Source organism: Pseudomonas sp. CC120222-01a (assembly GCF_003097235.1).
Classification (GTDB): Bacteria; Pseudomonadota; Gammaproteobacteria; order Pseudomonadales; family Pseudomonadaceae; genus Aquipseudomonas.
The window spans coordinates 67792-93510 of the sequence record NZ_QEQQ01000020.1 but is presented as its reverse complement, the minus strand read 5'-3'; the positions used below and the strand labels follow the sequence as shown (position 1 = coordinate 93510).

Below are 25719 nucleotides of genomic sequence, written 5' to 3'. Positions count from 1 at the left end.
TCTTTGGGAAATGTCCTACGAGGAAGGGACTAAATCTGATTTTTTCAGCGGCCAGTTGTAACAGAATGTAATATTTGAGATTAGGCCCTATACGGAATTCTTAGATACCTAATCGTCGCCCTGAACGCGGGGATTTTGTAAAGTCTCCGTCATCGAAGGAATGGAGTTCATTGATGGCAAAGCGTGACGGAATCTCGGACGAGGCCTGGGGTGTGGTCTCATATTCCTTCATCGATAACCACGGCCGAGGACAGCCGCGACTGAGCGACCGCCTGATGCTCGACGGTGTGTTTTGGGTGCTCTGCTCGGGTGCTGCGAGGCGAGATATGTCGGAGCGCTTTGGCCTATGTCATCGGTAGCAGTGGTTGCGCGTAACTGGATGGTTTTAATTCTATCCAGTCACTATCGTTTTGCAGTAAAGCCAAGCCTTTAATGTAGTGCTGATTAGCAGTGAACTTTGTTTGTATGTAATTTAACATGGATTGGAATATGTGGCTATATAGCGTGACGGGAAGGAAGCAGGTCATCTCTTTTGTTAGCAATATGATGTCAATGGGGATGGTGCTGGGTGTGATGGTTTTTATCATGGCAAGAACACTGAATAAGAATTTTGAGTATTACTTCTTAGTGGTTGGGTTGTTCTTGGTTGTGGTTATCGGTGTGTTGCTTAATATGATAGATTTGATGGAGGGTTTTGCTGATGGTGATAAAGAGTTAAATTCGGTCAGGCGCCTAAGTCAAATAGAGCATGGCTCTGGATTCGGCTGGTTTAGATCTTCTCTTGAAGTGATGGTTTTTTGTTTGAGGCGGCGAAAATTGCGTATTCTTGAGGGGGTGTTTATAGTTTTCCTGATGGTGGTGATCGGCATGGCTATGATTATGGTGGCTTTGAATATAGCTAACGGTATACCTAGATAGATGAGCTGTGTTCTGGAGCTGGTGAAAAAGGCATGAGCCTCATAGAGTAGCGCAAGCTACTTAATTGATTAACTGATCCTGGCGATCAATTAATGCTGAGTTTGGTTGGGTTTGGTGAGTGCCTCTGGCTTTGTGTGTGTGCAGCACAAGAATGGGTGGTGCGATTAGGTCTTACATGTTTTCATTGCTAAGTTGAGGGGTTCATGAAGCTATATCATTTTACGTCGGTGTCGCTTGCTAAAGCAGTGTTGTCAGATAGTTTGTCTCAAGGTCATCTTGACTTGCACACTGGGCAGATTATAAAGGGCGTAGTGTGGTTCACGAGCCTACCGTTCCCCAAAGGTACCGGAGTGCCGACAGAGTCAAAAAGGATTAGTGCAAAGCAGGCGGAAAAGGCCGTAAGGCTCCAGGGAGAGTTGCGTAATGATTTGACATCGGATAAGTCTAAAATTCGCTTCTCTGTGGATGCCAGAAGCCTATCAGACTTCAAAATGGTGGATGGGAGGCCTTATGGTCTGATTTCTTTCGATAAATGGTGCAGATTGGTCGAGGCGCCGAAGCACTGGGTTAAGTATATGGGGTTATCCGCTATGCATGATATTGACGGGCTTTCCGATGATGAGCTTCGGCGGCTTCTCAAGAAGAAAGATAGCTCAAAAGAACATACATGGTATCTGCATTTCGGCCCGGTGCAGTCGAGTCTTATTGAGGCGGTCGACTTCAAGTTAGGTGGCAACTATATTTCTTATGATTTCGAGCGACATGGTCTGGAGGCGATGTCTGAGTTGGGGATAGAATGTGTTGCGGGTGTGGCGCATACGCAATTACTTGAAATCGTAAAGCCTGGACATCGTCAGGAAATTGTACATGCGGGCGTCATTTGTACAGATCCGTTGAAAGATAGAAATGTTTGTATCCGAGGGTTGGGGAATTCGTGCGTTTTGAATATTGATAGTAAGCGTGTAGTGACTCTGCATAAAGACGATTCTAACTATCCGATAAAAGCAGTTGAGTCGTGGGCGGAAGGAAATGTTCATGAATTAATTCGTTGTTGGGAGGGCGCCGTAGAGAGCTTCTACAGGTTTTTTCCAGAAAAACGGATAATTGAAAAATAACAATATGAAAAATGGCCACCCGAAGGTGGCCGCATGCTATGCCGCATTCAAGTGCCTGGCTGAAGCCATTTCAACCGACTCAACGCTCTGGTTTAGGGGGCAAGATCCTCGATCTCGGTATATCATTTGAAGTAATCTGCGCCACTGCCACCTTCTTGGCCCTCAGCTGCAAGCAGGTGATTTTCGAGCTGCCAGCGCAGCCGAATAAAACAACTCCTCATTCGAGAGTTTACTCAACTTGTCGGCTATACATCCGGCACTCAGCCAGCAGAGCCAACAAATTCGGCTCCCGCTCCCGGGCCTTCAGAAACACCACCCCGATATGCTGCTGCAGCCGGTAGCGCGGTTGCAGCGCAATCAACTTCACGCGGTTCTCGTACACCGCTGCGATGCGCCCCGGCAGCAGGGCGAAGCCCACCCCGGAGCTGACCATGCTCAGCAGGGTAAAGATGTCATTCACCTGCATCGCCACCTTGGGCTCGAACCCGGCTTGCTGGAAAACCCGTGCGCCGTCACGGTGGGTGGCGAAGCCCTGGGTCAGGGTGATGAAGGTGGAGTCGGCCAGGTCCGCCAGGTCCACTTCTTGCTGTTCGGCGAATGGTGAATCGGTTGGCACGGCGAGGAAGATGTCGTCGGAGAACAGCGGCAGCTGCTCGCAGGCCGGGTCCGCCACGCTTTCGTCCAGAGATACCAGAATGGCTTCCAGCTCATGGTTTTTCAGGCGTTGCAGCAGGTCAACGTTCGAGCCCAAGGTCAGGTCGATGTTCAGTTCGCTGCGCCGCAGCTTCAGGCCCATCACCAGCTTCGGCACGGTCTTTACCGTCAGCGAATACAGCGCGCCAAGGCGGAAGCGCTCGGCATAGAAACCGGCGGCCTCGCGGGTCTGGCGCACCATCTGCTCGGCGTCCTGGATCAGTTGGCGGGCTTTCTTCTCCAGCACGTAGGCGCTTTCCAGCGGGATCAGCTGGCGGCCTTCGTGCTTGAACAGTGGGCAGCGCAGGGCGCTTTCCAGGGAGTGGATGGCGCGGTGCACGCTGACTGCGCTGGTGGACAGCTCGGCAGCGGCGCGGCCGAGGTTGCCGCTGCGCATGAAGGCGAGGAAGGTTTCGAGCTTTTTCAGGGTCAGTTCTTCGTCGATCAGCATGCACAGTGGCCCGCGGGAAGGGAGCCGCTGATCATGCCACAGCCGCAAGCGTCATGGCGGCGTCAGGTCGCTCGGCAGCAAGCGCGCCCGGCGCAGTTGCGCAAGGTTGCGCGAGCCGGTGCAGAAGCAGGCGATACGCAACTGGCGCAGGAGAATATCGAAATGCTCCACCACGGCCTGGGTGGAGATCATCGCCGCGCCCAGCACATTGGCGGCCTGGCCCACCAGGTCGGCACCGAGTCGAATGGCCTTGGCGGCATCGACGCCGTTGGCCACGCCGCCGGAGGCGATCAGGCCGATTTCCGGCACGGCGCGGCGTACCGCCAGCAGGCACTGGGCGGTCGGGATGCCCCAGTCGGTAAACGCCAGGGCGACCTGGCGCTCGGCGGCGTTGCTGGCGCGCTCGGCTTCCACGGCTGCCCAGCTGGTGCCGCCGGCACCGGCGACATCGACCATGGCTACACCCGCGTCGCAGAGCATGCGCGCCACGCGGGGTGAAATGCCTGCGCCGACTTCCTTGGCGATCACCGGCGTCGGCAGTTGGGAGGTCAGGGCTTCGATGCGTTTGAGTACGCCGCGCCAGTCACGGTCGCCTTCAGGCTGTACGGCTTCCTGCAGGGGGTTCAGGTGGATGATCAGGGCATTGGCTTGCAGGGTGTCGATGGCGCGGCGCGCCAGGTCCAGGCCGTCGGCCTCTCGCAGCTGGGCGGCGCCGAGGTTGGCCAGTAGCGGTACATCCGGTGCCAGGCGTCGGAGTTCATCGGTCAGGCCCTGGTCCTGGTCGCTACGCAGGCTCACCCGCTGTGAGCCGACGCCCATGGCGATGCCCAGTGCCTGGGCGGCTTCGGCGAGGTGCTGGTTGATGAAGCGTGCGCGTTCGGCGCCACCGGTCATGGAGCTGATCAGCAGCGGGGCACGCAGGGCACAGCCGAACAGCTCGGTGCTCAGGTCGACGTCGGCCAGGGCCATCTCAGGTAACGCGCAGTGCTCGAAGCGCAGCGCCGACCAGCCGGGGTCCACACCGTGCGCGGTGGTGGTGGCGGTCAGCACGATGTCCAGGTGGTCGTCCTTGCGTTGGCTTAGCGGGGTTTTCTTCATGCTGGCTCCATTTAGAAGGGGCAGCCATCGTACAGCGCGATCTGTCTCGTATAGATAAGCTGAAAATCGGTACAGCATCAGGCAGCAGGGCAGGTTAGTGGTTCTTTTGGAGGCCGGAGTGAGGGCTGACAGGTGTTCGCCGATATCCTTGCAGCGCCTATGAGATCGAGCGCCGCCCGCGCGGCGCATCGCGGGCAAGCCCGCTCCCACATCTGTTTCGGGCCAATCAGTCCTGTGAAGCCAACAGGGACTGCCTTGTTTGTTCCCTTCGATATTGAAGTGGGCTCAACTGCTTTTCATCGGTCTAAGGTCATGCACCAAGGCGGACCCTGTTGGCGGCACAGGAGTAACTGGCCCGAAACAGATGTGGGAGCGGGCTTGCCCGCGATGCGCCGCGCGGGCGGCGCTCGATCTCATAGGCACTGCAAGATTATCGGCGAGCCCCTGTCAGCCCTAATGCAACTCTAAAGCAGCACAATGGTTTGTCGCCGGCAAGACTGGAACAGTTGACCACCCGCCACCCCCCGCGTAGCCTTGCGACTTCGAGGTTCTTCGGCCCTGCCGAAGCTAAGACGGGAACGCGGTACAAGCCGCGGCTGCCCCCGCAACTGTAAGCACCGACAACGGATCGACACAGCCACTGCGCCGCGCGCGGGAAGGCGTCATCCCGCCAGTTTCTTGCCTGTAAAGAACTGGAATGGTGCAAGCCAGGAGACCTGCCTCGAGACGAATTCGACTTTCAACCGGGCGGGGTGATCCGGTGGCGAACAAGCCCGGCCGGCCTGGCCCGCGGCTTTCGTCCCGTGTGCCCGCGCCAACCTGCCAAGGGCAACGCGACATGAAAACACTGGCCAAGCTCCCCGTCACCATCGTTACCGGCTTCCTCGGCTCGGGCAAGACCACCTTGCTCCGCCACATGCTCGACAACGCCCAGGGCCGCCGCATCGCGGTCATCGTCAACGAATTTGGCGAGCTTGGCATCGATGGCGAAATCCTCAAGCAATGCAGCATCGGCTGCACCGAGGAAGAAGCCAGCGGCCGCGTCTATGAACTGGCCAACGGCTGCCTGTGCTGCACCGTCCAGGAAGAGTTCTTCCCGGTAATGCGCGAACTGGTCGCACGCCGTGGCGACCTCGATCACATCCTCATCGAAACCAGCGGCCTGGCATTGCCCAAGCCCCTGGTGCAAGCCTTCCAGTGGCCGGAAATCCGCAACGCCTGCACCGTCGACGCAGTGATCACCGTGGTCGACAGCCCGGCCGTAGCCGCTGGCACCTTCGCCGCCTACCCGGACCAGGTCGACGCACAACGCAAGCTCGACCCTAACCTGGACCACGAATCGCCGCTGCACGAACTGTTCGCCGACCAGCTGGCCAGCGCCGACCTGGTGGTGCTGAACAAGGCCGACCTGATCGACGCCGAAGGCCTGGCCAAGGTCCGTGCCGAAGTGGCCGAGGAGCTGCCAGCGGCGGTCAAGGTAATCGAGGCCAGCAGCGGCCGGCTGCCGCTGGAAGTACTGCTGGGTGTGGGCGCGGAGTCCGAGGCGCACATCGATGGCCGTCGCACCCACCACGATTCCCACCATGACGGCGATGATCACGACGATCACGACCACGACGCCTTCGACTCGATCTCCATCGACCTGCCCGAAGCCGATGAGAGCCTGCTGCTCGATGCCCTGACCCAGTTGGTGGTGGAATTCGGCATCCTGCGCGCCAAAGGCTTCGCGGCCATCCCCGGCAAGCCGATGCGCCTGCTGGTGCAGGGCGTGGGTACCCGTTTCGACAAGCACTTCGACCGCGCCTGGCGCGCCGACGAGCCGCGCATCACCCGCCTGGTGCTGATTGGCCAGGACCTCGATGCCGCGCACCTGGAAGCGCGCCTGCGTCAGGCCCTGGGCGCCTGACCCATGCACCTGCTGCGGACCCAGCCCGGCGGCTTCGTGCCGGACGACAGCATTGCCGACCTCGGCCAGACACCCGCCGACCTGGTGATTCTCTGCAGCGGCGACTCGCACCTGGCATTGCTCGCCGAAACCGCCGAGCAACTGCCGGACGATTTCCCCAGCCTGCGCCTGGCCAACCCGATGCAGGTGCAGAACCATGCCTCGGTCGACCTGTATATCGACGAGGTCCTGCGCCATGCCAAGGTAATCCTGGTGTCGCTGCATGGCGGCGTCGGCTACTGGCGCTACGGCGTCGAGCAATTGGTCGAGCTGGCGGCGCGGGGCGTGCAGTTGATTATGGTCCCCGGCGATGACCGCCCGGACCCGGAGTTGACCGGCCTCGGAACAGTCACCGGCGAGCCGGCCGAGCGCCTCTGGCACTACCTGCGCCAGGGTGGCAAGAGCAATGCGGTCAACCTGTTCAAATGCCTGGCCAACCAGTGGCTGGGGCGCGATTACCGTTGGGACGAACCGCAGCCTTTGCCGCGGACTTCGGTGTATCACCCGCGCAAACCTGGCGCGCTGCTAGAGGACTGGTACAGCCAGTGGAACCCCGAACACCCGGTGGCGCCATTGCTGTTCTATCGTTCGCACCTGCAGGCCGCCAACACCGCGTTCATCGACGTGTTCTGCGAGCGCTTGCAGGCCGCTGGCCTCAACCCGCTGCCCATCGCGGTGGCCAGCCTCAAGGAAAGCGCCTGCCTGGAGCAGGTCGAGGCCTGGCTGGACGAAGTGGGCGCGGAGGTGTTGATCAACACCACAGGTTTTGCCCTGTCCAGCCCGGAACGCCCCAACCTGCGGCCGTTCCGTCGTGATATCCCGGTGCTGCAGGCCATCTGCGCGCAGGACAACCAACCCGGTTGGGAAGCCAGCGAGCAAGGCCTCGGTGCCCGTGACCTGGCCATGCACATCGCCTTGCCGGAACTGGACGGGCGTATCATCACCCGCCCGGTGAGTTTCAAGGACATGGCCTGGCGCAGCGAGCGCAGCCAGTCCGACGTGGTCTGCTACCGCGCTCACCCCGAGCGCATGGACTTCGTCGCCGAGCTGGCACGGCGCTGGGTCGAACTGGCGCGCCTGCCCAATGGGCAAAAGCGCGTGGCCCTGGTGCTGGCCAACTACCCGACCCGCGATGGCCGCATTGGCAATGGCGTCGGCCTGGACACCCCGGCTGCCGCGCTGAACATCCTCAGGGCGTTACGAGCCGAGGGCTATCCGCTTGCAGAGCTGCCAGACAGCGGCACACAACTGATTCATCAACTGCTCGGTGGCGTCACCAACGACCTCGAACACCTCGACCAGCGCCCCTGCGCCCAGAGCCTGAGCCTGGCGGACTACCAGGTGGCGTTCGAACGCCTGCCCGAGGCCAACCGCCAGGCCGTGCTGAAACGGTGGGGGCCGCCAGAACAGGACCCTATGTACCGCGCAGGCCGCCTGATGGTGGCTGGTTTGCGCTTTGGCCTGACCTTCGTCGGCATCCAGCCGGCGCGTGGTTACCAGGTCGACCCCAGCGCGGTGTACCACGACCCGGACCTGGTGCCACCCCATGGTTACCTGGCGTTTCACTTCTGGCTGCGCCATGCCTTTGCCGCCGATGCGGTCATCCACGTCGGCAAGCACGGCAACCTGGAATGGCTGCCCGGCAAGGGCGTCGGCCTGTCCGCGCAATGCTGGCCGGACGCGTTGCTCGGCCCGCTGCCCAACATCTACCCGTTCATCGTCAACGACCCGGGCGAAGGCGCCCAGGCCAAGCGCCGGACTCAGGCGGTGATCATCGATCACCTGATGCCGCCGTTGACCCGTGCGGAAACCTACGGGCCCTTGCGCCACCTGGAGCAGCTGGCGGACGAATTCTACGAGGCCCAGCTGCTCGACCCGCGGCGCGCACGTGAACTGCAGCGCGACATTCTCGAACTGGTCAAGGCCAACCATATCGACCGTGAGTTGCAGCTGGAAGGCCAGTTGGACGATGCCGCCGTCTGGCTGCCGCGCCTGGACACCTACCTGTGCGACCTTAAAGAGTCGCAGATTCGCGACGGCCTGCATGTGTTTGGCCAGTCGCCCCAGGCCCGTCTGCGCATCGATACCTTGCTGGCCTTGCTGCGCGTGGAACGTGGCGATGGCCGCGGTGGCAATGCCAGCTTGTTGCGGACGCTGGCCAAGGCATTGGCGCTGGGCTTCGATCCCCTCGATTGCGACCTCGGCGAGGCCTGGTCAGGGCCACGTCCAGTGCTGCTGCAGGACGTGAGTGACGGCGCGTGGCGCACCTCTGGCGATACCCGCGAGCGCCTTGAGCTGCTTGCCTTGCGTATCATCGAGCAGGCACTGGAGGGGCAGGCGCAACTGCCCGAGCAGCCCGAATGGCAGCCGGTGCACGAGGTGATAACCGCCCTGCGCGAGCAGGTCGCACCGGACCTGGATGCCTGCGGTGCTGCAGAAATCAATGGCCTGCTTGCCGCGCTGGCCGGGCGTTTCGTGCCGGCCGGCCCCAGCGGCGCACCCAGCCGCGGCCGCCTGGACGTATTGCCCACCGGTCGCAACTTCTACACCGTGGATGTGCGCAACCTGCCAACCACCACGGCCTGGCGCCTGGGGTTCGCCTCGGCCAACCTGATCCTCGAGCGGCACCTGCAGGACCATGGCGACCATCTGCGCCAGCTGGGCCTGTCGGTGTGGGGCACGGCGACCATGCGTACCGGTGGCGACGACATCGCCCAGGCCATGGCGCTGATGGGCGTGCGCCCGGTGTGGGCCACCGGCAGCCAGCGCGTCGACGACTTCGAGATCCTGCCACTGAGCCTGCTCGACCGCCCACGGGTGGACGTGACGCTGCGGGTTTCGGGCTTCTTCCGCGATGCCTTCGGCAACCTGATCCGCCTGTTCGATGCGGCGGTGCAGGCCGTGGCGGCACTGGACGAGCCGGACGACCTCAACCCCTTGGCCGCACGGGTGCGCAACGAGCGCGCCAGCCTGCAGGCGCAGGGCGTGGACGCCGAACAGGCGGCGCGCCAGGCGGGTTGGCGGGTGTTCGGGGCCAAACCTGGCGCCTACGGTGCCGGCGTGCAGAACGCCATCGATGGCCGCTTTTGGCACAGCCGTGACGACCTCGCCGAGGTTTACCTCAACCATGGTGGCTACGCCTACGGTGCCAGCGATGAAGGCACCCCGGCGCGTGCCCAGTTCGCCCGGCGCCTGGGCCAGGTGCAGGCGGTGTTGCAGAACCAGGACAACCACGAGCACGACCTGCTCGATTCCAACGATTACTATCAGTTCCAGGGCGGCATGCTGGCGGCGTCGGAGACCTTGTCTGGCGGGGCAGTGGCCAGCTATCACGGCGACCACAGCCAGGTCGACCGGCCGCGGATCCGTACCTTGAAGGAAGAGCTCAACCGTGTGATCCGTGCCCGCGCCCTGAACCCGAAATGGATCGACGGGGCGAAGCGGCATGGCTACAAGGGCGCGTTCGAGCTGGCCGCAACCGTCGACAACCTGTTCGCCTTCGACGCCACCACGCACCTGATCGACGACCATCACTACCAGTCGCTGGCCGATGCCTATGTGCTCGACCCGGCGACCCGCGACTTCATGCGCAAGCACAACCCCGAGGCCCTGCGCGACCTCACCGAACGCTTGCTGGAAGCCCAGCAGCGCGGGCTCTGGGAAGCCCCCGGTGACTATCGCGAGGCGCTTGAGGAGCAATTGCTCGACGGCGAGGAACAGGCTTGAAATGAGTGAACCCGTACAATTCCCACTGGCAGCCGTGGTCGGTGCCGATGACCTCAAACTGGCCCTGTGCCTGACCGCCATCGACCCGAAGATCGGTGGCGTGCTCATCGAAGGCCCGCGCGGCATGGCCAAGAGCACCCTGGCTCGCGGCCTGGCCGACCTGCTGGGAGAAGGCCCGTTCGTGACCTTGCCGCTGGGGGCGAGTGAAGAGCGTTTGGTCGGCACGCTGGACCTGAATGCCGCGCTCGGCCAGGGCAAGGCGCAGTTTTCCCCCGGCGTGCTCGCCCACGCCGATGGCGGCGTGCTGTATGTCGATGAAGTCAATCTGCTGCCCGATACCTTGGTCGACCTGTTGCTGGATGTGGCCGCCAGTGGCACCAACCGCATCGAGCGTGACGGCATTTCCCACCGGCACAGTGCCCGTTTCGTCTTGATTGGCACCATGAACCCCGAGGAAGGCGAGTTGCGCCCGCAACTGCTCGACCGCTTTGGCCTGAATGTGGCGCTGGAAGGCCTGCCGGCCCCGGAGGCACGCCAGCAGATCATCCGCCGGCGGTTGGCCTTCGACAGCGACCCGCAGGGGTTCTGCGAGCAGTGGGCCAGTGCCCAGGCGCAACTGCGCGAGCGCTGCCAGGCGGCGCGCCAAGGGTTGGCGGCGATTGCCCTGGACGATCAGGCCCTGGCCTGGATCACCGAGCGTTGTTTCGCCGCTGGCGTCGATGGCCTGCGTGCCGACCTGGTCTGGCTGCGCGCCGCACGCGCCCATTGTGCCTGGCGCGGTGGCAAGGCGATCGAGGAGGGCGATGTCGACGCCGTGGCCGAATTTGCCTTGCGCCATCGTCGGCGTACGGCGCCGGATGCGCCAGCCTCTGCGCCACCCGCTGCCGCGGATGGCCGCGACCGGCAGGACGAGGGCGGGCAGGGCGATTGGGGCGCGTTACCCGCGCAGCCTGTGAGCAGCGGTGCACGGCGAGAGGTGCCGAACTGGGCAAAAAAGCCCTGAGCATCCGCCAGCCAGGATTGAGAATGGCGGATGCCATGCCCCGTGTCGGAAAACTGACGGGGGCGAGCCGTGGCCGTACCCGTGCGGCATCCTCAGGCCGGGTAGCCTGGCTGCCGACCTTGCTCAAGGGGCGCCCGAAGCTGCGCCAGGACCTTTGCTGGCAGCAGCGCCAGGCCCAGGCCAATGAACTGTGGCTGGTGATCGTTGACGCCTCGGCTTCGACGCGCCGCCATCAGGCCCTGGCGCAGTGCAAAGGCCTGCTGGCCGAGTTGTTCGACCAGGCCTACCGGCAGCGCGCCCGTCTCGCGCTGCTGACGGCCAGCGGTGGCGCACCGCAATGGCAGCGCCATGGCCTCAAGGCGTCGGCAAGCCTGCAGCCTTGGTTGCAGGCCCTGGGGGCAGGCGGTGGAACGCCTTTGATCGCAGCACTGGAGCAGGCCCGGTGTTGGCTGCAGGCCCGGCAGAAAGCCCATCCCCATGAGCTGCAGCGCTGCCTGGTATTCACCGATGGTCGGTTGCAACGCTGGAGTGCCGTGCACCCCATGCCTTGCGCAACCGTGTTGGTGGACATGGAATTGGCGCCAGTTCGCCTGGGCCGGGCACAACAGTTGGCCACGCAACTACACGCCGTCTATCAGCATCTCGAGCAATTCAAGGTAATGGAGTGAGTTAGGCGGGAAGGGCGGGGCGCGACACTATGTCGCAATAAGAAAGTTGCCCGGCAGGCTATTGGAAAGTTGTTCAAGTGCGTGCCAGGCACGCACTTGCAGGGACGCAGCGATATTACTTCGGCATCGACCAAGGCTGCAGGTCATAACCTTTCTGGCACAGTTCGGCACGTACTTCCTCGATCAGGCTGGCCCATTGCGCAGGGTCCGAATAGATACGCGACGATACTTGTTTGCTGCCAATACGGGTGCTGGTCCGGTCGATCACCGCCAGGCTCAGCTCGCCAGTACCGTTGGGCGCATCCCAGGCAACGCACTGGAAGGGTTCGAACGCGTGGTCGGCAATCAGCAGTGCCTCGTTGACACGCAGCGGTGCATTCATGGTTCGGTCTCTCTATGGTCCCAAACATCGAAATTAGGTCCGCGTAACTGCTACGTCGCTTCAGGTGTTATCGCGATCCGCAGCGCGGGGTTACTTGTACTGATGCTCCAAGTTAGGGGTGGAGTCACACAGGTATTGTAAATTTTTTGCCGGTTACACATTTTTTGTTTACCAGCGCGGCCTGTGACGCCAATAAATTTGAAAAATTCCCGAACCGGTTTGGCTTGGCAAAATCCGGCAGACAGACGGTCGTGGGCGGCGTCAAGTTCGTTGCTACTGTTAATTCGGCGCCGCAACTTACTGTTTTCACGTAAAAAACCAACAATTGGCGCCAAGGAACGGTCATGCACGAGACTGCCGCCCTGCGTCGCTTGCTCATCGTCGACCCCTGCGACGATTGCCACCGTCTGTTACCCGGCCTTGAGAGTGCCGGCTGGGAGGTTCACAGCTGTGGCCTGGACCAGGCCCTTGAGCACCGTTGTGATATCGGCGTGTTGCGCCTGCAGGCATCGCACCTGCGGCATCCGGACGCGGTCAAGGACATGATCAAGCGCAGCAACACCGAATGGATTGCCGTGCTCAACGCCGAGCAGTTGCGCATGCAGAACGTCGGTGATTTTGTCTGTGAGTGGTTTTTCGATTTTCATACCTTGCCGTTCGACTTTTCCCGCGTGCTGGTGACGCTGGGGCGGGCGTTCGGCATGGCCCGCCTGCGCGGCAAGGGCGCGGTGAGGGTGGATGGGCTGGAGCACGAGCTACTCGGGGACAGCCGGCCAATCCTGGAATTGCGCAAACTGCTCGGCAAGCTGGCGCCTACCGAGTCACCGGTGCTGATCCGCGGTGAGAGCGGTACCGGCAAGGAACTGGTAGCGCGCACGTTGCACCGGCAATCACAGCGCAGCGAGATGCCGTTCATCGCCATCAACTGCGGGGCAATACCCGAGAACCTGATCCAGTCCGAGTTGTTCGGGCATGAGAAAGGTGCCTTTACCGGTGCCCACCAGCGCAAGGTGGGGCGGATCGAGGCGGCCCATGGCGGTACCCTGTTCCTCGACGAAATTGGCGACCTGCCGCTGGAGTTGCAGGCCAACTTGCTGCGTTTCCTGCAGGAAAAGCATATCGAGCGGGTAGGTGGTAGCCAGCCGATACCGGTGGATGTGCGAGTGCTGGCGGCCACCCATGTGGACCTGGAAAAAGCCATCGAACACGGGCGTTTTCGCGAAGACTTGTACTACCGGCTCAACGTGCTGCAAGTGGTGACCGCGCCGCTGCGCGACCGCCACGGCGACCTGTCGATGCTGGCCAATCACTTTTCGCACTTCTACAGCCTTGAAACAGGCCGCAGGCCCCGCTCATTCAGCGATCATGCGCTGGCAGCGATGGGGCGCCACAACTGGCCGGGCAATGTACGTGAGCTGGCCAACCGGGTAAGGCGCGGGCTGGTGCTGGCCGAAGGGCGCCAGATCGAGGCCCAGGACCTTGGCCTGCAGGGGTTGGAGCAGGAAGAGCAGCCGCTGGGCACCCTGGAAGACTACAAGCATCGGGCTGAGCGTCAGGCGCTGTGCGATGTGCTGGGCCGGCACAGCAACAACATGAGCATTGCCGCGAAGGTGCTTGGCGTATCACGGCCGACGTTCTACCGGCTACTGCACAAGCACCAGATCCGCTGATCAGCTGGATTGGGCGATATGCCCGTCAGACAAGTCCTCCAGCGGTTCTTCCTCGCCAGGTAGCGCAGTGATCACACTGAAATCACTGACCTCTACCTCGCCGCCGCCATAACCCAGCAAGTGGAAGGAAAATGCCTTGCGTACCGTCGGGTTATCGAAGCCGAATTCCATTTCCAGTGGTTTGTCGGCCGTCACCTGGATCTCCTCGGGTAGCCCCAACGGTACATCCTGCTCCAGTTCCTTGGCCTTGAGCTGGATATAGGCCGCGTGCTGCGGGTCCAGCGTACGGACCTTGACTCGCACCCGGGTGTGCGAACCCTCGGGCATTTCCAGGTACTGCGCGCCGATCAGGTTGTCTGCCCAGTCGTCGCGGATGCGCGCCTGCAACTGAATGGCAGACGGGCCGCCGAATTGGTAGCGCAGGTTGAGCGGTGTCTGCAGCAGGGACTGGTCGAGCACGCCGGCCAGTGCGCCGATCTGTGCACCGAGTGAGCTATCGCCGGGGCCGAGGTACCGGGCCTGATCGGCGATGAAACCTGGGCTGCCGTAGCGGCGGCAGCGCTGTTGGAAGTCGCACTCAGTGAAGACGCCCTTGCCATCGTGGTAGCGCAGCATGCCGTTGGTGTAGGAAATCATCTCCCGGCCACTGTCGTAATCGCGGTACAGCGAGCGCCCGCCAAGGGCGACCGGGATCGGCAGGGCAAAGTAGTCGAGCAGCGACGTCGCCAGGTCGATGTGGCCGTAGGTGCCGTTCTTGAGGCGTGGCAGCTCGGCCTGCTCCGGTGCCAGGGTCAGGTTGAAGCCCCAGGACGAGGCCAGGCGCACGCCATCGATACCGTGAGACTCGTCCGAAGTGACCACCACCAGGGTGTCCTTGAGCACGCCCTGGCGTTCGAGGTCGTCTAGGAAGGCGCCGATCGCATCATCGAGGTAGGCGACCGCCGCTTGCTTGGCGGTGTCGTAGCGTTGCAGGTACTCCTCAGGGGCGGAGTAGGGCTGGTGGGTACCCACGGTCAGCAGGGTGAGCATCCACGGGCGGTCTTGCTGGCGCAACTGGCCGACATAATCCAGGGCGCCTTCGAAGAAGGCCCGATCGTCCTTGCCCCACGGGAATTCCAGGTAGTTCTTGTTGCTGAACCACTCCAGCCCGTGCACCGAGTCGAAGCCGATATGCGGCATGATCCGGTCCTTGGCCATGAAGCGCAGGCCGGCGCCTTGCAGGTAGTGCGTGGTGAAGCCGGCCTGGCGCAGCTGTGCCGGCAGGCAGGCCTGGTTGCGCTGTTGCTGGGTGAGCAGTTCAACCCCTTTGGGTGTGCCGTTGGCCAGCTTGTCGTAGTCGCCGCAGAGCATCGCATACAGGCCGCGGATGGTCTGGTGCGTGTGCAATACGTAGTCCGGGGTGTTCATGCCGCGTTCTGCCCAGTGGCCGAGCTTGGGCATCAGGTCTTCGTCGAAACGGCTGTGCAGGGCCTGGCGGTTGGGGCGCACGTAGGCGCCGGGGATGCCTTCGAGGGTGATCACCAGCAGGTTGCGGGCGCGACCTGGCGCTGCCAGCAGCTTTTGCCCGCTCAGGTCGTGCTGGGTCAGGCCGGCACTGGGTAGCGGCGTGACGATGGGCGTCTGACCGGCCCAGTGCTGGACCTGACGCTGCAGGTCGCCGGTGGCGGCAGTCAGCAACTGATGGGGAAGGTTGTACTGGCGCCACTGGTCAGCGTCGCTGGGCGCCAGGTGCTGGCTGCCCCAATGGGCCGCGAACAGCACCGCCGGGATGGCCCAGGCCTTGCGCGAGAACTGCTCGCCAGGTTGCTTGCGGCTGGTCCAGGCGCTGCCCAGCCAGACCAGCAGGCCGCCCGCCAGCAATACGGGCAGCCAGGCATGGGCCAGGCCGCCGCCAGTGGAGTTTTCCATGAACTGCGGGTCGAACAGATAGCTCAGGTCGGCACTGTTCGGTAGCCTGCCAACGGCGCTGACCAGTTCAGCCGAAGCCACCCAGAGCGCGGCCCAGGCCAGCAGAACCGGCAGTGCCAGCCACCAGGCGCGGCGATGCAACAGCAACACCAGCAGGCTGCCCAGCGCCAGGTCCGACAGATAGCCATACGGGCTGGACCAGCCCAGCACGGCGCGCACGACCAGGGGAATCACCAGCACCAGTGTTACCAGGGCGAGCAGCCGGGTGCGTGGTGGGCCTTGCAGGTTCTTCACGAAAACTTTCCTTTTTGCCATGAAATCGTCACACATTTGTGCGCGATGATAACAGGCCGATACCCGGAAAGCCGTTGGCTACAAGGTTGGTAACCAATTGGGGCGCGATGCGCCCCGGATCTCAGAAGTAATACGGGAACTTCAGGCTGAAGGAAAAGTCCGGTGCATCGTCTGTCAGGCCAATCGACAAGTTGGGCACGATCGTCAGGTTGTTGGAGGCAGCGAAGGTCAGGCCGACGTTGAAGTTGGCCGCGTTATAGTCGCTGTTGGTAATCGATTGCCAGTCGCTGCCGTCGGGCTTGATCTTGCTCTTGCGGGCGAACTGATCGGTAACCGAGAACGACATACTCATCTTCTCGTTGAGGGCAAAGGCAATACCACCGCCGACCTGCCAGGAGTCACCGAGTTTCACGTCACCCGGCACCTTGGTGTTCACCTGCGGGCTGATGTCGCTGAACGAGTCCTGCATGTTGTAGGTGTACGACAGGCTGCCGAACAGCACGGCGGGGTCGAAGGTCTTGACCAGCGAGATGCCTGGGGTGATTGCCCACACACCGTTACCGGTCGGCAGGTCCTCAGGTACCGACAGGTTGTCGTTGCCCGCCACCTGTTTCAGCTTGATGCCGTATGGGTCCTTGCCGGTTGGCGCCTTCACGCGCAAGGTGGCAACGGCATCCGGCCAGGTCTCGTTCTCATCGAGGAACTTGTAGGCGATGCCGAAGTTGACGTCGCCGATAGTCGGGTCGCGGGTGACCGAAGCGTCGGACGTGACCCCGGCGGCCCCGCCTGCACCACCGGACGAGTAGGTGGAATCGCGGTAGACGATGGGCACGTTGATGTCGAACTGCCAACGCTGGTCGACGTTGTAGCGCGCCGTCAGGTCCAGGGTCCAGTTGTCTGCCTTGATGCGGTCGATGTTGATGTTGCCGAGGAAGATCGAGTCCAGCGCCAGGAACCCGTTGAGCACCAGGGCGCGGGTGTCGTAGTGGGTGTAGGTCAGCCCGGTTTCGACGCTGAACTTGCCGCCACCGAAGAAGCCGCTGGCCTCGTCATACAGGTTGGACACGCTCTGCGCCGGCTCCGAGTTGTCCTGCAGTGACTGCCCATAGGAGGCGCCGCTGCTGCCCGGCGTGCCGGTGGCCACGGTCTGGCCGCCTTTCACCCCCTGTGCGGGGGACTTGGTCAGGCGCTTCGGTTGCGGTTGTGCGGGGGCCTCCTCGACCTGCTTGAGCCGCTGTTCGAGCACCATCAATGCGTTCTGTTGGGCCTCGTAGCGCTGTTTCAGCGCAATCAGTTCCTGTTTGAGTGCTTCGACCTGAGGGTCGGTTGCCGCTTGCAGCAGAGTGGCCGGGGCCAATGTTGAAATACAAACGATAGCTCTGAACGTCGACAAACGGTGCATGGATTAGCCGTCCCTTCTGACTACATACGATGAGACATGAGCGTAGTTCAGTATCCGAGATTGCGGAGGCCTTTAAGTTGCTCAAGATTGGCGCTCACGGAACCCGCCATTGGCGGACTGTCGCGGAGCACGACATTGAGAGATGTCAGGTTGCTCACACGGTTGCTGGCGCCCAGCAGGGTGGTGTTCTGCATCAGCCCACCTTGGCCCAGGCTTTGCGCCGAGTTGCCCTGGTTGCCGTTGGCGACGATATTCATCTGCACGCCAGTGCCGGTGGACGACACGCTCAATGTGCCAGCGCCATTGCTCCCCACCAGCGTAGAGCCCGCAGCCAGGGCCTGGCCCTGCGGCTGCCCGGCAGGTGCCTCGTTGCCTTTGGTGACATTGATATCGACATTGTTGTTGGCCGAGTTGAAGTCGCCGGCAGCCCGTACCACCTGGGTCACGCCCTGGGTGGTGTTGAGGCCGCTGCCACCGCTGACGGTGCCGGTACCGGTGCTGCTGGTCTGTGAACTGCCAGTGCCTTTTTCATCGATCATCGAGACATAGAACTGTGGCTTGATGGTCGATTGCTGGACCTGCATCGCTGAAGTCGCACCAATCACCTCACCGTTGGCGTTCTGCCAAGTGCTGGTCATGACGATGCCAAAGCTCACGATCCGCCCAGGCATCACGTAGCGGCCGCGCAGGTTGGCCAGCTCCTGATCCTTCAACTCGATCGGTTTGAACGTTTCTGCATGGGTTGGCAGGCTGGCGGCCAGGCATACCACTGCCAGCCAGAGGGAAGTCTTCATGGGTGCTCCCTGAGCGTCTTGCCCTACGTCATTGAAAGAAAGTCGTTAGAAGAAGTCGCTTTGAATGAAACCGAAGTCCATCAACTCTGCGTCCGGCACCGGCGTGAAATTGCTGATGCGGTTCTTCGCGCTCAGCGGCAGCGGTGGGTCGAGCAGGATGTTGTTCTTGTCATAGCCTTTGCCGATGACGGCGAAGATGATGCCGTTCCAGCCTTTGACGAAATCGTCGAGCTTGAAGCGTTTGTGGCCCAGGACCGGATCCCCGATGTACACCCAGCCTCGGTCGACCTTCTGCATCACTACGAAGTGCTTGTAGCCGCGGATGTCCATCAGCACGACCACCGGGATACGGATGCTGGGCAAGGTGTCGGGGGCTACCTTGTAGCCGCGTGCACGCATGCCGAGGCTTTCCACGTAGTGCTTCATGTCGAGCATCGAGAAGCCTTGGGTACGCACCAGGTCTTCATTGGCGTGGGCCAGCATGCCCTCGATGACCTGGTTTTCATCCACGTCCAGCCAGTAGGCCTGGCGCAGGATGGTCGCCAGCGACGCTGCGCCACAGCTGAAGTCGGTTTTTTGCTGGACCAGGTCGGCGAATTTGCGTTCGCGGATGCTCTGGACCGGTTTGTAGATCACTGCACCACCCGGCAGCACGGACAACGGCATCTGCGAGGCTTCGCCGACGCTGGCGATGGACAGCAGAATTGCCAAGGCGATAATGCGCATGTTCGACGCCCCCTGCCTTTTTCTTGTTAGAAAGAGGCTCCCCGCAGGGAGCCTCCAGACCGCAGTGGTTACATCGAGGTGTTGGAGATGGCCAGCGAGTTGCTTTGCTGGTTGCCCACACCTGCCGCCACGTTCACGCCCAGGTTGCCGCTGCCACCGTTCACCGAACCACTCAGGGTAGCGGTGTTGGTCACAGGGTTGGCCCAGCCGGTCGGGGTCAGCACTTGGAACGACACGGTGTTGCTCAGCGCGTACTCGCTAGACTCGCTGAAGCTCTTCGAGATGCTGTCCGACGACTGCGAGGCTTTTTCGCCAGCTTTCTCGTAGGCCGAGGCACTGGCTTTCTCCCATGCCGAGGCGTTGGCCTTCTCGTAGGAAGTATCGCGAGACTTGTCGTAGGACGAGTCATGGCTACGGTCATACGAGGAGTCATAGGACCTGTCGAAGGACGAGCTGAGCGACTTGTCGAACGACGAGTTGCTGTTGGACTGATGCGACTTGTCGACCGATGCATCCAGCGATGCACTGAGCGATGCGTCGAAGTCGCTGCTGCGCGAGCGAGTGAAATTGCCGAAGGTTTGCGACGACGATGCGCTGCCATTGGCGCTGGCATCGAGCGATGCGCTAACCGTGGTGTTGGACGACGAGCTGTGGTCGCGGCTGGACGAGCCGTTCGCAGCCCAGTTGTTGGAGCCACTGGCGTTCATGCTGTTGCTGCCGCTGGAGCTGCTGCTGTTGGAGCCGCTGGCGGTCATGCTGCTCGAACCGCTGGAGCTGCTGCTCTTGCTGCCGCTGGCACTGGCGCTTTGGCTGCCCGACGCGCTGTAGCTGGAGCTGGAGCTCTTGTCGACGCTGGCATCGAACGCGCCGCTACGCGAGGCCGAACCACTCGAAGACGTGGTGAAGGTCAGCGTATCGACCCGGTAGGTGCGGTCGGCATTGTTGTTCACTGTCAGGCCAGGGCCGTTCTGGTCGGCCGAGGCAGTTGCGGTGGAGTTGCCGATAGGCGCGGCGTTGTTGGCGATGGCCATGGTATTTTTTTGCTGGTTCAGGTCGCCGCCAGCAATGTTGATACCAATGTTGCCGCTGCTACCGTCGGCCGAGCCACTCATGACGGCGGAGCTTTGGGTCGACCAGTTGTTGACGGTGTTGTTGTTGCTGCGCTGGGTAACTTCAGCGGTCGCCGTGGCAGTGCCGAAGACGAAGCTGTTGTCGATATCGGCATTGTTGGACGACGTGTTGGCGATGGCCGCAGCGTTATCCTGCTGGTTGCCGTTACCGGCGGCCACGTTGACACCTACGTTGCCGCTTGCGCCAGCACCGGAGCTGCTCATTTCGGCTTCGTTGATGGTGCCTTCGTTACGAATGGTGTTGCCGGTGCTTCTCTGGGAGTCAGTGGCAGTGGCAGTGGCGTTGGTGTAGACCGCCTTGTCCATTTGCCGGTGGTTGTTGTTGTGGTGGTCGTGATCACGACGATCGTTTTGATTCGCTTGTGCAGCAACAGCCATGACCGCAGCAATTGCGAAAACCAGAGGCTTGATTGCCATCGAGGGTTTCATGGTGTTTCTCCGTCTTTAGGTTAAGTGTTGTTCTTACCTGTACCTATCTACCTAACTGGGTCAGTTCGCGACCCTTACGCTCAGGGTGTTTGCCGTCTGGTTACCCACCCCGGCGCTCTGATTCAGCTGGATGACCCCGCGGCTACCGGTGAATGCCTGGTCACCGGTGGTGACATGGCGATAGCCGGGTGAGGTATCAGATGGATCGGAGCTGTTGATCAGCGCCACGTTCTGTTGCAGCAGGACGCTGTCATCGATGCTTTGCGGTTGTGTACTGATGCTGATGCGCAGGGCGTTGGCCTGCTGAGTGGCGGCCCCGGCGCTCTGGTTGACGCCCAGTGCGCCGCTGCCATGGCTGAAGGCATTGCCCTGGATACTGGCGCTGGCGCCCATGTTGGGGTCGACGATGGAAAGCTGGCGTTGGCGGATCTGCGTGGTCGCATTGGCTTCGTGACCGGTGGCGATTGCCCGGGCATTGGCCTGTTGCTGGCTGTCGCCTGCAGCCTGGTTGACGCTGAAGTTGCCTTGGTATTGCGCGCCAGAGCTGTCGATGTTGGCGTCGTTGATCACCGGAACGGGTGATGGTGTGGGTGATTGCGCCAGTGCCGAGGCACTGCTCAACAGGGCCAGGATTAACAGCGTCTGCCTCATGTCATTTGCCTCCCGTGAGGATCTGCAGTGGGGCGAGACCGCGCTGGACGCTTGAGTTGACCATGTTGGAAATGCCGTTGCCTGAACCGGTGCCACGCCCGGCTGCCTGGTTTGACAGCTGCGTCTGGTTGCCGATTTGGCCACCAAGGTTGTCGGTCTGCTGGGTGATCAGCGAGGAAATTCCCGTGCCGCTGGTGATGCTGGCGAAGTCGCCATCGCTCAATTCATTGGTCTGCTTGAGCACTTGCGCGGAGGGGTTGGCATTGGCGGTGGTGGGGTAGGGGTCGGGCGCCAGGGGTGCGCGAATGGCCATGCGCGGTTGCACATCGCGGGTGATCACGATGATGCCGTTATCGGCGTATGCGGGTAGCGCCGAAGCCAGTGCACAGCCGACCAGCAACAGGCGAAAAACGCCTCTATCCAGTTTCCCCATGACGGCTACTCCTTCTTAGAGCGCTGGTCTTGTTCAGCGTTGCGAAGGAGGAGAGCGAAAGGCGTGCCGTTTTTGGATATCTGTTCAAGATCAGTAGGTTGAACGCAATGCCTGAACGAACTTTCAACTAGCTGTATCAGCGCTGAGACAGATTTTCAGGGAATGGGTGTTTGGCCCTGCATTTGCGTTACTCGAAGTGGCTTTTTGACGATTGTTTCACCGCCTTGACACTGCCCCCAAAAATGGCTGGAAGCCCGCAAAAACGGGGGCTTGGCCTCAGCCAGGTGTGTCATGGGGTTAACACTCGGTGGGGCAGACCGGGGTTTTTCCTTGCAGCAGGCGCTGAACCGCAAGCAGGGCCGTCGCGCTGCGTTGCGGCCAGTCACCTTCGATGATCTGCAGCGGTTGCCCGTGGCGCTCCAGCCAGCGGCGGCTGTCGTCGAAGAACGCCTGGCGGTCGGCAAGGTCCGGCTGGCTGCGCTGTCCATCGGCGACCCAGCCCACCCCCTGTGGGCTGAGCAGCAGGTGCAGGTCGTAACGACGGTCAAGCAAAGCCTGTTCCAGCCAGGGCGGGCAAGCGTCGAACAGGGCATGGCTCCACAACATGTTGCTGAGCAAGTGGGTATCGAGGATCAGCAGTTCGGGTGCCTGCTGGCGCGCCTGGTCTTCCCAGGCCAGTTGGCCGCGGGCGATGGTGGGGACATCGGCATAGCAGGTGTCGCGGCACTCCTGGTCGATGAAGTGGCGCACGTATTCGGCCACCACGATACCGCCGAAATGCGCCTGGATTTCACCGCTCAACCAGCTTTTACCGCTCGACTCCGGGCCGCACAGCACCAGAACCTTCATGCTTGCACCACTGCCGGGTCACGGCGCCATTCCAGCCAGCCGCGTACCGCGATCAGGGTCAACACGGCAAAGAAACCGGCGGTGAAGTACAACTGCTGGTGCAGGTACTGGCCGACATAGACCACATCCACCACGATCCACAGCGGCCAGCACTGCACGCGCTTTTGCGCCATCCACAATTGCGCGACCAGGCTGAAGCCGGTCAGGGTGGCATCCAGCCAGGGCAGGGCGGCATCGGTCCAGCCGGCCATCGCCGCCCCGAGCGCCACGCTCAGCAGCAGCCCTGCCAGCAACCCGCCGCACAGTGCCCGGGTTGGCAGGCGCGAGACCTGGCGAGCGTCCTCGACCCGGTCCGGGCGCTTCCACTGCCACCAGCCATACAGCTGCAGCACGGCGTAGGCCAGTTGCAGCAGCATGCCCGAGTACAACTTCACCTCGTAGAACAGCCAGCCATAGATCAGCACCATGACCAGGCCGATCGGCCAGCACCAGGCGTTCTGTTTGACGGTGAGCCACACGGCGGTGACGCCGAGCACGGCGGCGATGAGTTCGAGGCCGGACATCGGCGATCCTTGGTTGGCAAAGGGCGGCGATTGTAGCTTGTGCAGGGCGGGAGGTGTAGCGTGCAACCCGCACCGGCCCGCTCACGGGCCGGTGCTTACGGCCGGTTCAGACCCGGAATTGACGCAGTAGTTGCTCAAGCTCCTCACTCAACTGGCCCAGGGCCAAGCCGGCGTCGCTGGACTGGCGCGCGGCATCGGCGGTCTGCTGCGACAGCCCGGCAGTGTCCAGCACATTGCGGTTGATCTCCTCGACCACATGGGACTGCTGCAAGGTGGCGCTGGCGATCGAGGCGTTGAGGGCGGTGAGGTTGTGCAGTGCCTGGCTGATGGCATCGAGGCTGGTACCCGCCTCGCGGGCTTGTTGCACGGTCTGGCGCGAAGCCTCGCTGCTGGTGTCGATGGCCTTGACCGCCGCATCGGACTGGCCCTGCAGGTGCTCGATCATGGTGTGGATTTCCGCCGTCGACTGCGCGGTACGTTGCGCCAACAGGCGTACCTCGTCGGCCACCACGGCGAAGCCGCGGCCCTGTTCGCCGGCGCGAGCGGCTTCGATGGCCGCGTTGAGGGCGAGCAGGTTGGTCTGCTCGGCGATGGCGCGGATCACCTCCAGCACCCCGCCAATCTTCGTGCTGTGCCCGGCCAGGTCGCGGATCACCTGCACCGCTTGCTCGATGGTCGCCGAAAGCCGGTCGATCTGTTGCAGGCTGCCATGGATGGCCTGCTGGCCGTGTTCCACCTGTTGCTGCGCGGCGCGCATCTCACCGGCGGCCTGTTCGGCCGTCTTGGCCACGTCCTGCACGGCATAGGTGACTTCGTTGACCGCCGTCGCCACCTGGTCCATCTGCAGGGACTGCTGGGCACTGTGTTGCTGGGCGGCGCCAGCATTGTCGCCGACGTGCCCGGCCGACTGTGCCAGGGCATGGGCAGCGCCCTGAAGCTGGCCAACCACACCTTGCAGCTTGCCGTTGAACTGGTTGAAGTGCTGGCCCAGGTGGGTGATCTCGTCACGGCCGTGGGTGTCCAGGCGGCGGGTCAGGTCGCTTTCGCCGCTGGCGATGTTGCCCATGGCCTGCACTGCCTCTTGCAGCGGACGGGCGATGCTGCGGGCGATCAGCGTGACCACAAGCCCCAGCAGGAGGGCGATGCCCAAGCCTACCAGCGAGGCATCGCGCAGCTGGCGGGCGAATTCGGCCTGCACGTCGTCTACGTAGACGCCAGAGCCGATGATCCAGCCCCAAGGCTTGAACAGCTGGATATACGACGTCTTGGCCACCGGCTCGCTGGCACCCGGCTTGGGCCAGCGATAGTCGACCGGGCCGGCGCCCTGGCTGCGGGCGAGGGCGACCATCTCGTTGAACACGGCGAAGCCGTCCGGGTCGCGAATGGCCGAGAGGTCCTGGCCGTCGAGCTTGGGGTTGGCCGGATGCATGATCATCTTCGGCCCCAGGTCGTTGATCCAGAAATAGTCGTTCTGGTCGTAGCGCAGCGCCCGTACCACTTGCAGGGCCTGCTGCTGGGCCGCCTCGCGGCTGAGGGTACCGGCGGCTTCCAGGCCCTGGTAGTAGGCCAGCACACCAGCGGCGGTCTGCACCACGTGGCGGGTCTTTTCCGCCTTGGCCTGGTACAGGTCGCCATGGATCTGGCGCAACATCAGCAGGCCGAGCACCACCAGCATGCCCACCGCCACCACCAGAATCAGCCACAGACGCCGGCTGATCGACATCGACCGCAATGCCTTCATTGAACTCACTCCCGCATTGTTCTTTTTATTCAGGTGCATCCAAACACGCTTTGCAGGCGGCAGGCACTCGACTAATGGCTAAGTGCTAGTTATTGGCTACTCTGCCACCGGCCGCACGAGCCTTTGCCTTGCCGCTTTGATAGGATCTCGGCCGTGCGAGATGAAACCTTTAGTCGGGGTGAACTTTTCCACTGGCGCCGGTCCCAGCAGTCGCTGTAAAAAGGCCGCGCCGCGTGCGGTAATCACAAGCAAACCAAGAACTAGGGGCCTGCAAGCAGCAGCGCTTCATCGGGGGAATAATGGATTTTTGGACTGCCTTCCAGGCAATCATCTTAGGTGTGGTCGAGGGGCTCACGGAGTTTCTGCCGATTTCCAGTACCGGCCACCAGATCATCGTCGCCGACCTCATCGGGTTTGGTGGCGAACGGGCCATGGCGTTCAACATCATCATCCAGCTGGCGGCGATCCTGGCAGTCGTGTGGGAGTTCCGAGGCAAGATCCTCGAAGTGGTGTTCGGCCTGGCCAGCCAGCCAAAGGCCCGGCGTTTCACCGGTAACCTGCTACTGGCGTTCATGCCGGCGGTGGTGCTGGGCGTGCTGTTCGCCGACTTGATCCATGAGTACCTGTTCAACCCGATCACCGTGGCGACGGCGCTGGTAATCGGTGGTGTGATCATGCTCTGGGCTGAACGTCGCCAGCACACCGTGGCGGTCGACCATGTCGACGACATGCGCTGGAGCCATGCCCTGAAGATCGGTTTCGTGCAGTGCCTGGCGATGATCCCGGGCACATCGCGCTCCGGTTCCACCATTATCGGCGGCCTGCTGTTCGGCCTGTCGCGCAAGGCGGCCACCGAGTTCTCGTTCTTCCTGGCGATGCCGACCATGGTCGGTGCGGCGGTGTATTCGGGCTACAAGTACCGCCATCTGTTCGAACCGAGCGACTTGCCGGTGTTCGCCCTCGGCTTCGTGACCTCGTTCATCTTCGCGATGATTGCGGTTCGCGCGCTGTTGAAGTTCATCGCCAACCACAGCTACGCGGCCTTTGCCTGGTACCGCATCGTCTTTGGTCTGCTGATCCTGGCGACCTGGCAGTTCGGCTGGGTTGACTGGTCGACGGCGCACAGCTGA

Annotated in this window: 22 protein-coding genes and 1 riboswitch; of the genes, 8 read left to right on the top strand and 14 right to left on the bottom strand. The window is 62.1% G+C overall.

The annotated features are described in order from the left end of the window. The first annotated feature begins 477 nt into the window (after window positions 1-477). Entirely contained in the window at window positions 478-918 is a 441-nt protein-coding gene (locus N430_RS22445) for a hypothetical protein (protein WP_133248871.1), read from the top strand. 203 nt (window positions 919-1121) lie between these two features. After that, complete coding sequence (locus N430_RS22440; protein ID WP_110638617.1) at window positions 1122-2033, top strand: hypothetical protein; 912 nt, start codon at window positions 1122-1124, stop codon at window positions 2031-2033. A gap of 229 nt (window positions 2034-2262) precedes the next feature. Here N430_RS22440 and N430_RS22435 read toward each other — a convergent pair whose 3' ends face one another. Further along, window positions 2263-3177: a LysR substrate-binding domain-containing protein gene (locus N430_RS22435; protein ID WP_110638616.1), complete on the bottom strand. Its 915-nt coding sequence runs from the start codon at window positions 3175-3177 to the stop codon at window positions 2263-2265. Between the two features lie 51 nt (window positions 3178-3228). Then, window positions 3229-4275, bottom strand: coding sequence for a type 2 isopentenyl-diphosphate Delta-isomerase (gene fni / locus N430_RS22430; RefSeq protein ID WP_110638615.1), 1047 nt, complete (start codon window positions 4273-4275; stop codon window positions 3229-3231). A 528-nt stretch (window positions 4276-4803) separates the two neighbouring features. Then, a riboswitch (cobalamin riboswitch) is annotated at window positions 4804-5014 on the top strand. 99 nt (window positions 5015-5113) lie between these two features. Between fni and cobW the strand changes: the two genes are divergently transcribed. Genes cobW through N430_RS22410 form a run of 4 tightly spaced genes read left to right on the top strand, consistent with a single transcriptional unit; the run spans window position 5114 to window position 11617 of the window. Beyond that, a complete protein-coding gene (gene cobW, locus N430_RS22425; protein WP_110638614.1) occupies window positions 5114-6181 on the top strand; it encodes a cobalamin biosynthesis protein CobW in 1068 nt (355 codons plus the stop codon). Window positions 6182-6184: 3 nt separating this feature from the next. Next, window positions 6185-9946, top strand: coding sequence for a cobaltochelatase subunit CobN (gene cobN / locus N430_RS22420; protein WP_110638613.1), 3762 nt, complete (start codon window positions 6185-6187; stop codon window positions 9944-9946). A gap of 1 nt (window position 9947) precedes the next feature. Further along, complete coding sequence (locus tag N430_RS22415; protein WP_110638612.1) at window positions 9948-10949, top strand: ATP-binding protein; 1002 nt, start codon at window positions 9948-9950, stop codon at window positions 10947-10949. A 35-nt stretch (window positions 10950-10984) separates the two neighbouring features. Beyond that, window positions 10985-11617 (top strand): VWA domain-containing protein, encoded by a 633-nt coding sequence (locus tag N430_RS22410; RefSeq protein ID WP_110638640.1) that lies wholly within the window; start codon window positions 10985-10987, stop codon window positions 11615-11617. A gap of 115 nt (window positions 11618-11732) precedes the next feature. On the opposite strand, the gene N430_RS22405 is transcribed toward N430_RS22410, so the two are convergent. Continuing rightward, window positions 11733-11999 (bottom strand): hypothetical protein, encoded by a 267-nt coding sequence (locus tag N430_RS22405; protein WP_027919312.1) that lies wholly within the window; start codon window positions 11997-11999, stop codon window positions 11733-11735. A 124-nt stretch (window positions 12000-12123) separates the two neighbouring features. Then, a complete protein-coding gene (locus tag N430_RS29500) occupies window positions 12124-12345 on the bottom strand; it encodes a hypothetical protein (RefSeq protein ID WP_165837376.1) in 222 nt (73 codons plus the stop codon). Here N430_RS29500 and N430_RS22400 point away from each other — a divergent pair. Continuing rightward, the gene (locus N430_RS22400) at window positions 12344-13669 is read left to right on the top strand and encodes a sigma-54 dependent transcriptional regulator (protein ID WP_110638611.1); all 1326 of its coding nucleotides are present in this window, start codon (window positions 12344-12346) and stop codon (window positions 13667-13669) included. The genes N430_RS29500 and N430_RS22400 overlap by 2 nt on opposite strands. Here the strand turns inward: N430_RS22400 and N430_RS22395 are convergent, their stop codons facing one another. From N430_RS22395 to N430_RS22350, 10 genes are all read right to left on the bottom strand, one after another. After that, complete coding sequence (locus N430_RS22395; protein ID WP_110638610.1) at window positions 13670-15871, bottom strand: LTA synthase family protein; 2202 nt, start codon at window positions 15869-15871, stop codon at window positions 13670-13672. 121 nt (window positions 15872-15992) lie between these two features. Then, the gene (locus tag N430_RS22390) at window positions 15993-17273 is read right to left on the bottom strand and encodes a hypothetical protein (protein ID WP_110638609.1); all 1281 of its coding nucleotides are present in this window, start codon (window positions 17271-17273) and stop codon (window positions 15993-15995) included. 47 nt (window positions 17274-17320) lie between these two features. Then, window positions 17321-18067 (bottom strand): hypothetical protein, encoded by a 747-nt coding sequence (locus N430_RS22385; protein ID WP_110638608.1) that lies wholly within the window; start codon window positions 18065-18067, stop codon window positions 17321-17323. Window positions 18068-18112: 45 nt separating this feature from the next. Then, window positions 18113-18793 (bottom strand): C39 family peptidase, encoded by a 681-nt coding sequence (locus tag N430_RS22380; RefSeq protein WP_110638607.1) that lies wholly within the window; start codon window positions 18791-18793, stop codon window positions 18113-18115. Window positions 18794-18861: 68 nt separating this feature from the next. Next, window positions 18862-20352: a heme utilization protein gene (locus N430_RS22375; RefSeq protein WP_110638606.1), complete on the bottom strand. Its 1491-nt coding sequence runs from the start codon at window positions 20350-20352 to the stop codon at window positions 18862-18864. Between the two features lie 60 nt (window positions 20353-20412). Beyond that, complete coding sequence (locus N430_RS22370) at window positions 20413-21003, bottom strand: adhesin (protein ID WP_110638605.1); 591 nt, start codon at window positions 21001-21003, stop codon at window positions 20413-20415. Window position 21004: 1 nt separating this feature from the next. After that, window positions 21005-21436, bottom strand: coding sequence for a hypothetical protein (locus N430_RS22365; protein WP_110638604.1), 432 nt, complete (start codon window positions 21434-21436; stop codon window positions 21005-21007). Window positions 21437-21733: 297 nt separating this feature from the next. Further along, entirely contained in the window at window positions 21734-22285 is a 552-nt protein-coding gene (locus tag N430_RS22360) for an AAA family ATPase (RefSeq protein ID WP_110638603.1), read from the bottom strand. Continuing rightward, window positions 22282-22848, bottom strand: coding sequence for a nicotinamide riboside transporter PnuC (gene pnuC, locus N430_RS22355; protein ID WP_110638602.1), 567 nt, complete (start codon window positions 22846-22848; stop codon window positions 22282-22284). The genes N430_RS22360 and pnuC overlap by 4 nt, the downstream gene beginning before the upstream one ends. A gap of 106 nt (window positions 22849-22954) precedes the next feature. Next, the gene (locus N430_RS22350) at window positions 22955-24589 is read right to left on the bottom strand and encodes a methyl-accepting chemotaxis protein (protein ID WP_110638601.1); all 1635 of its coding nucleotides are present in this window, start codon (window positions 24587-24589) and stop codon (window positions 22955-22957) included. A 299-nt stretch (window positions 24590-24888) separates the two neighbouring features. Here N430_RS22350 and N430_RS22345 point away from each other — a divergent pair, with 299 nt between their 5' ends. Continuing rightward, a complete protein-coding gene (locus tag N430_RS22345; protein ID WP_110638600.1) occupies window positions 24889-25719 on the top strand; it encodes an undecaprenyl-diphosphate phosphatase in 831 nt (276 codons plus the stop codon).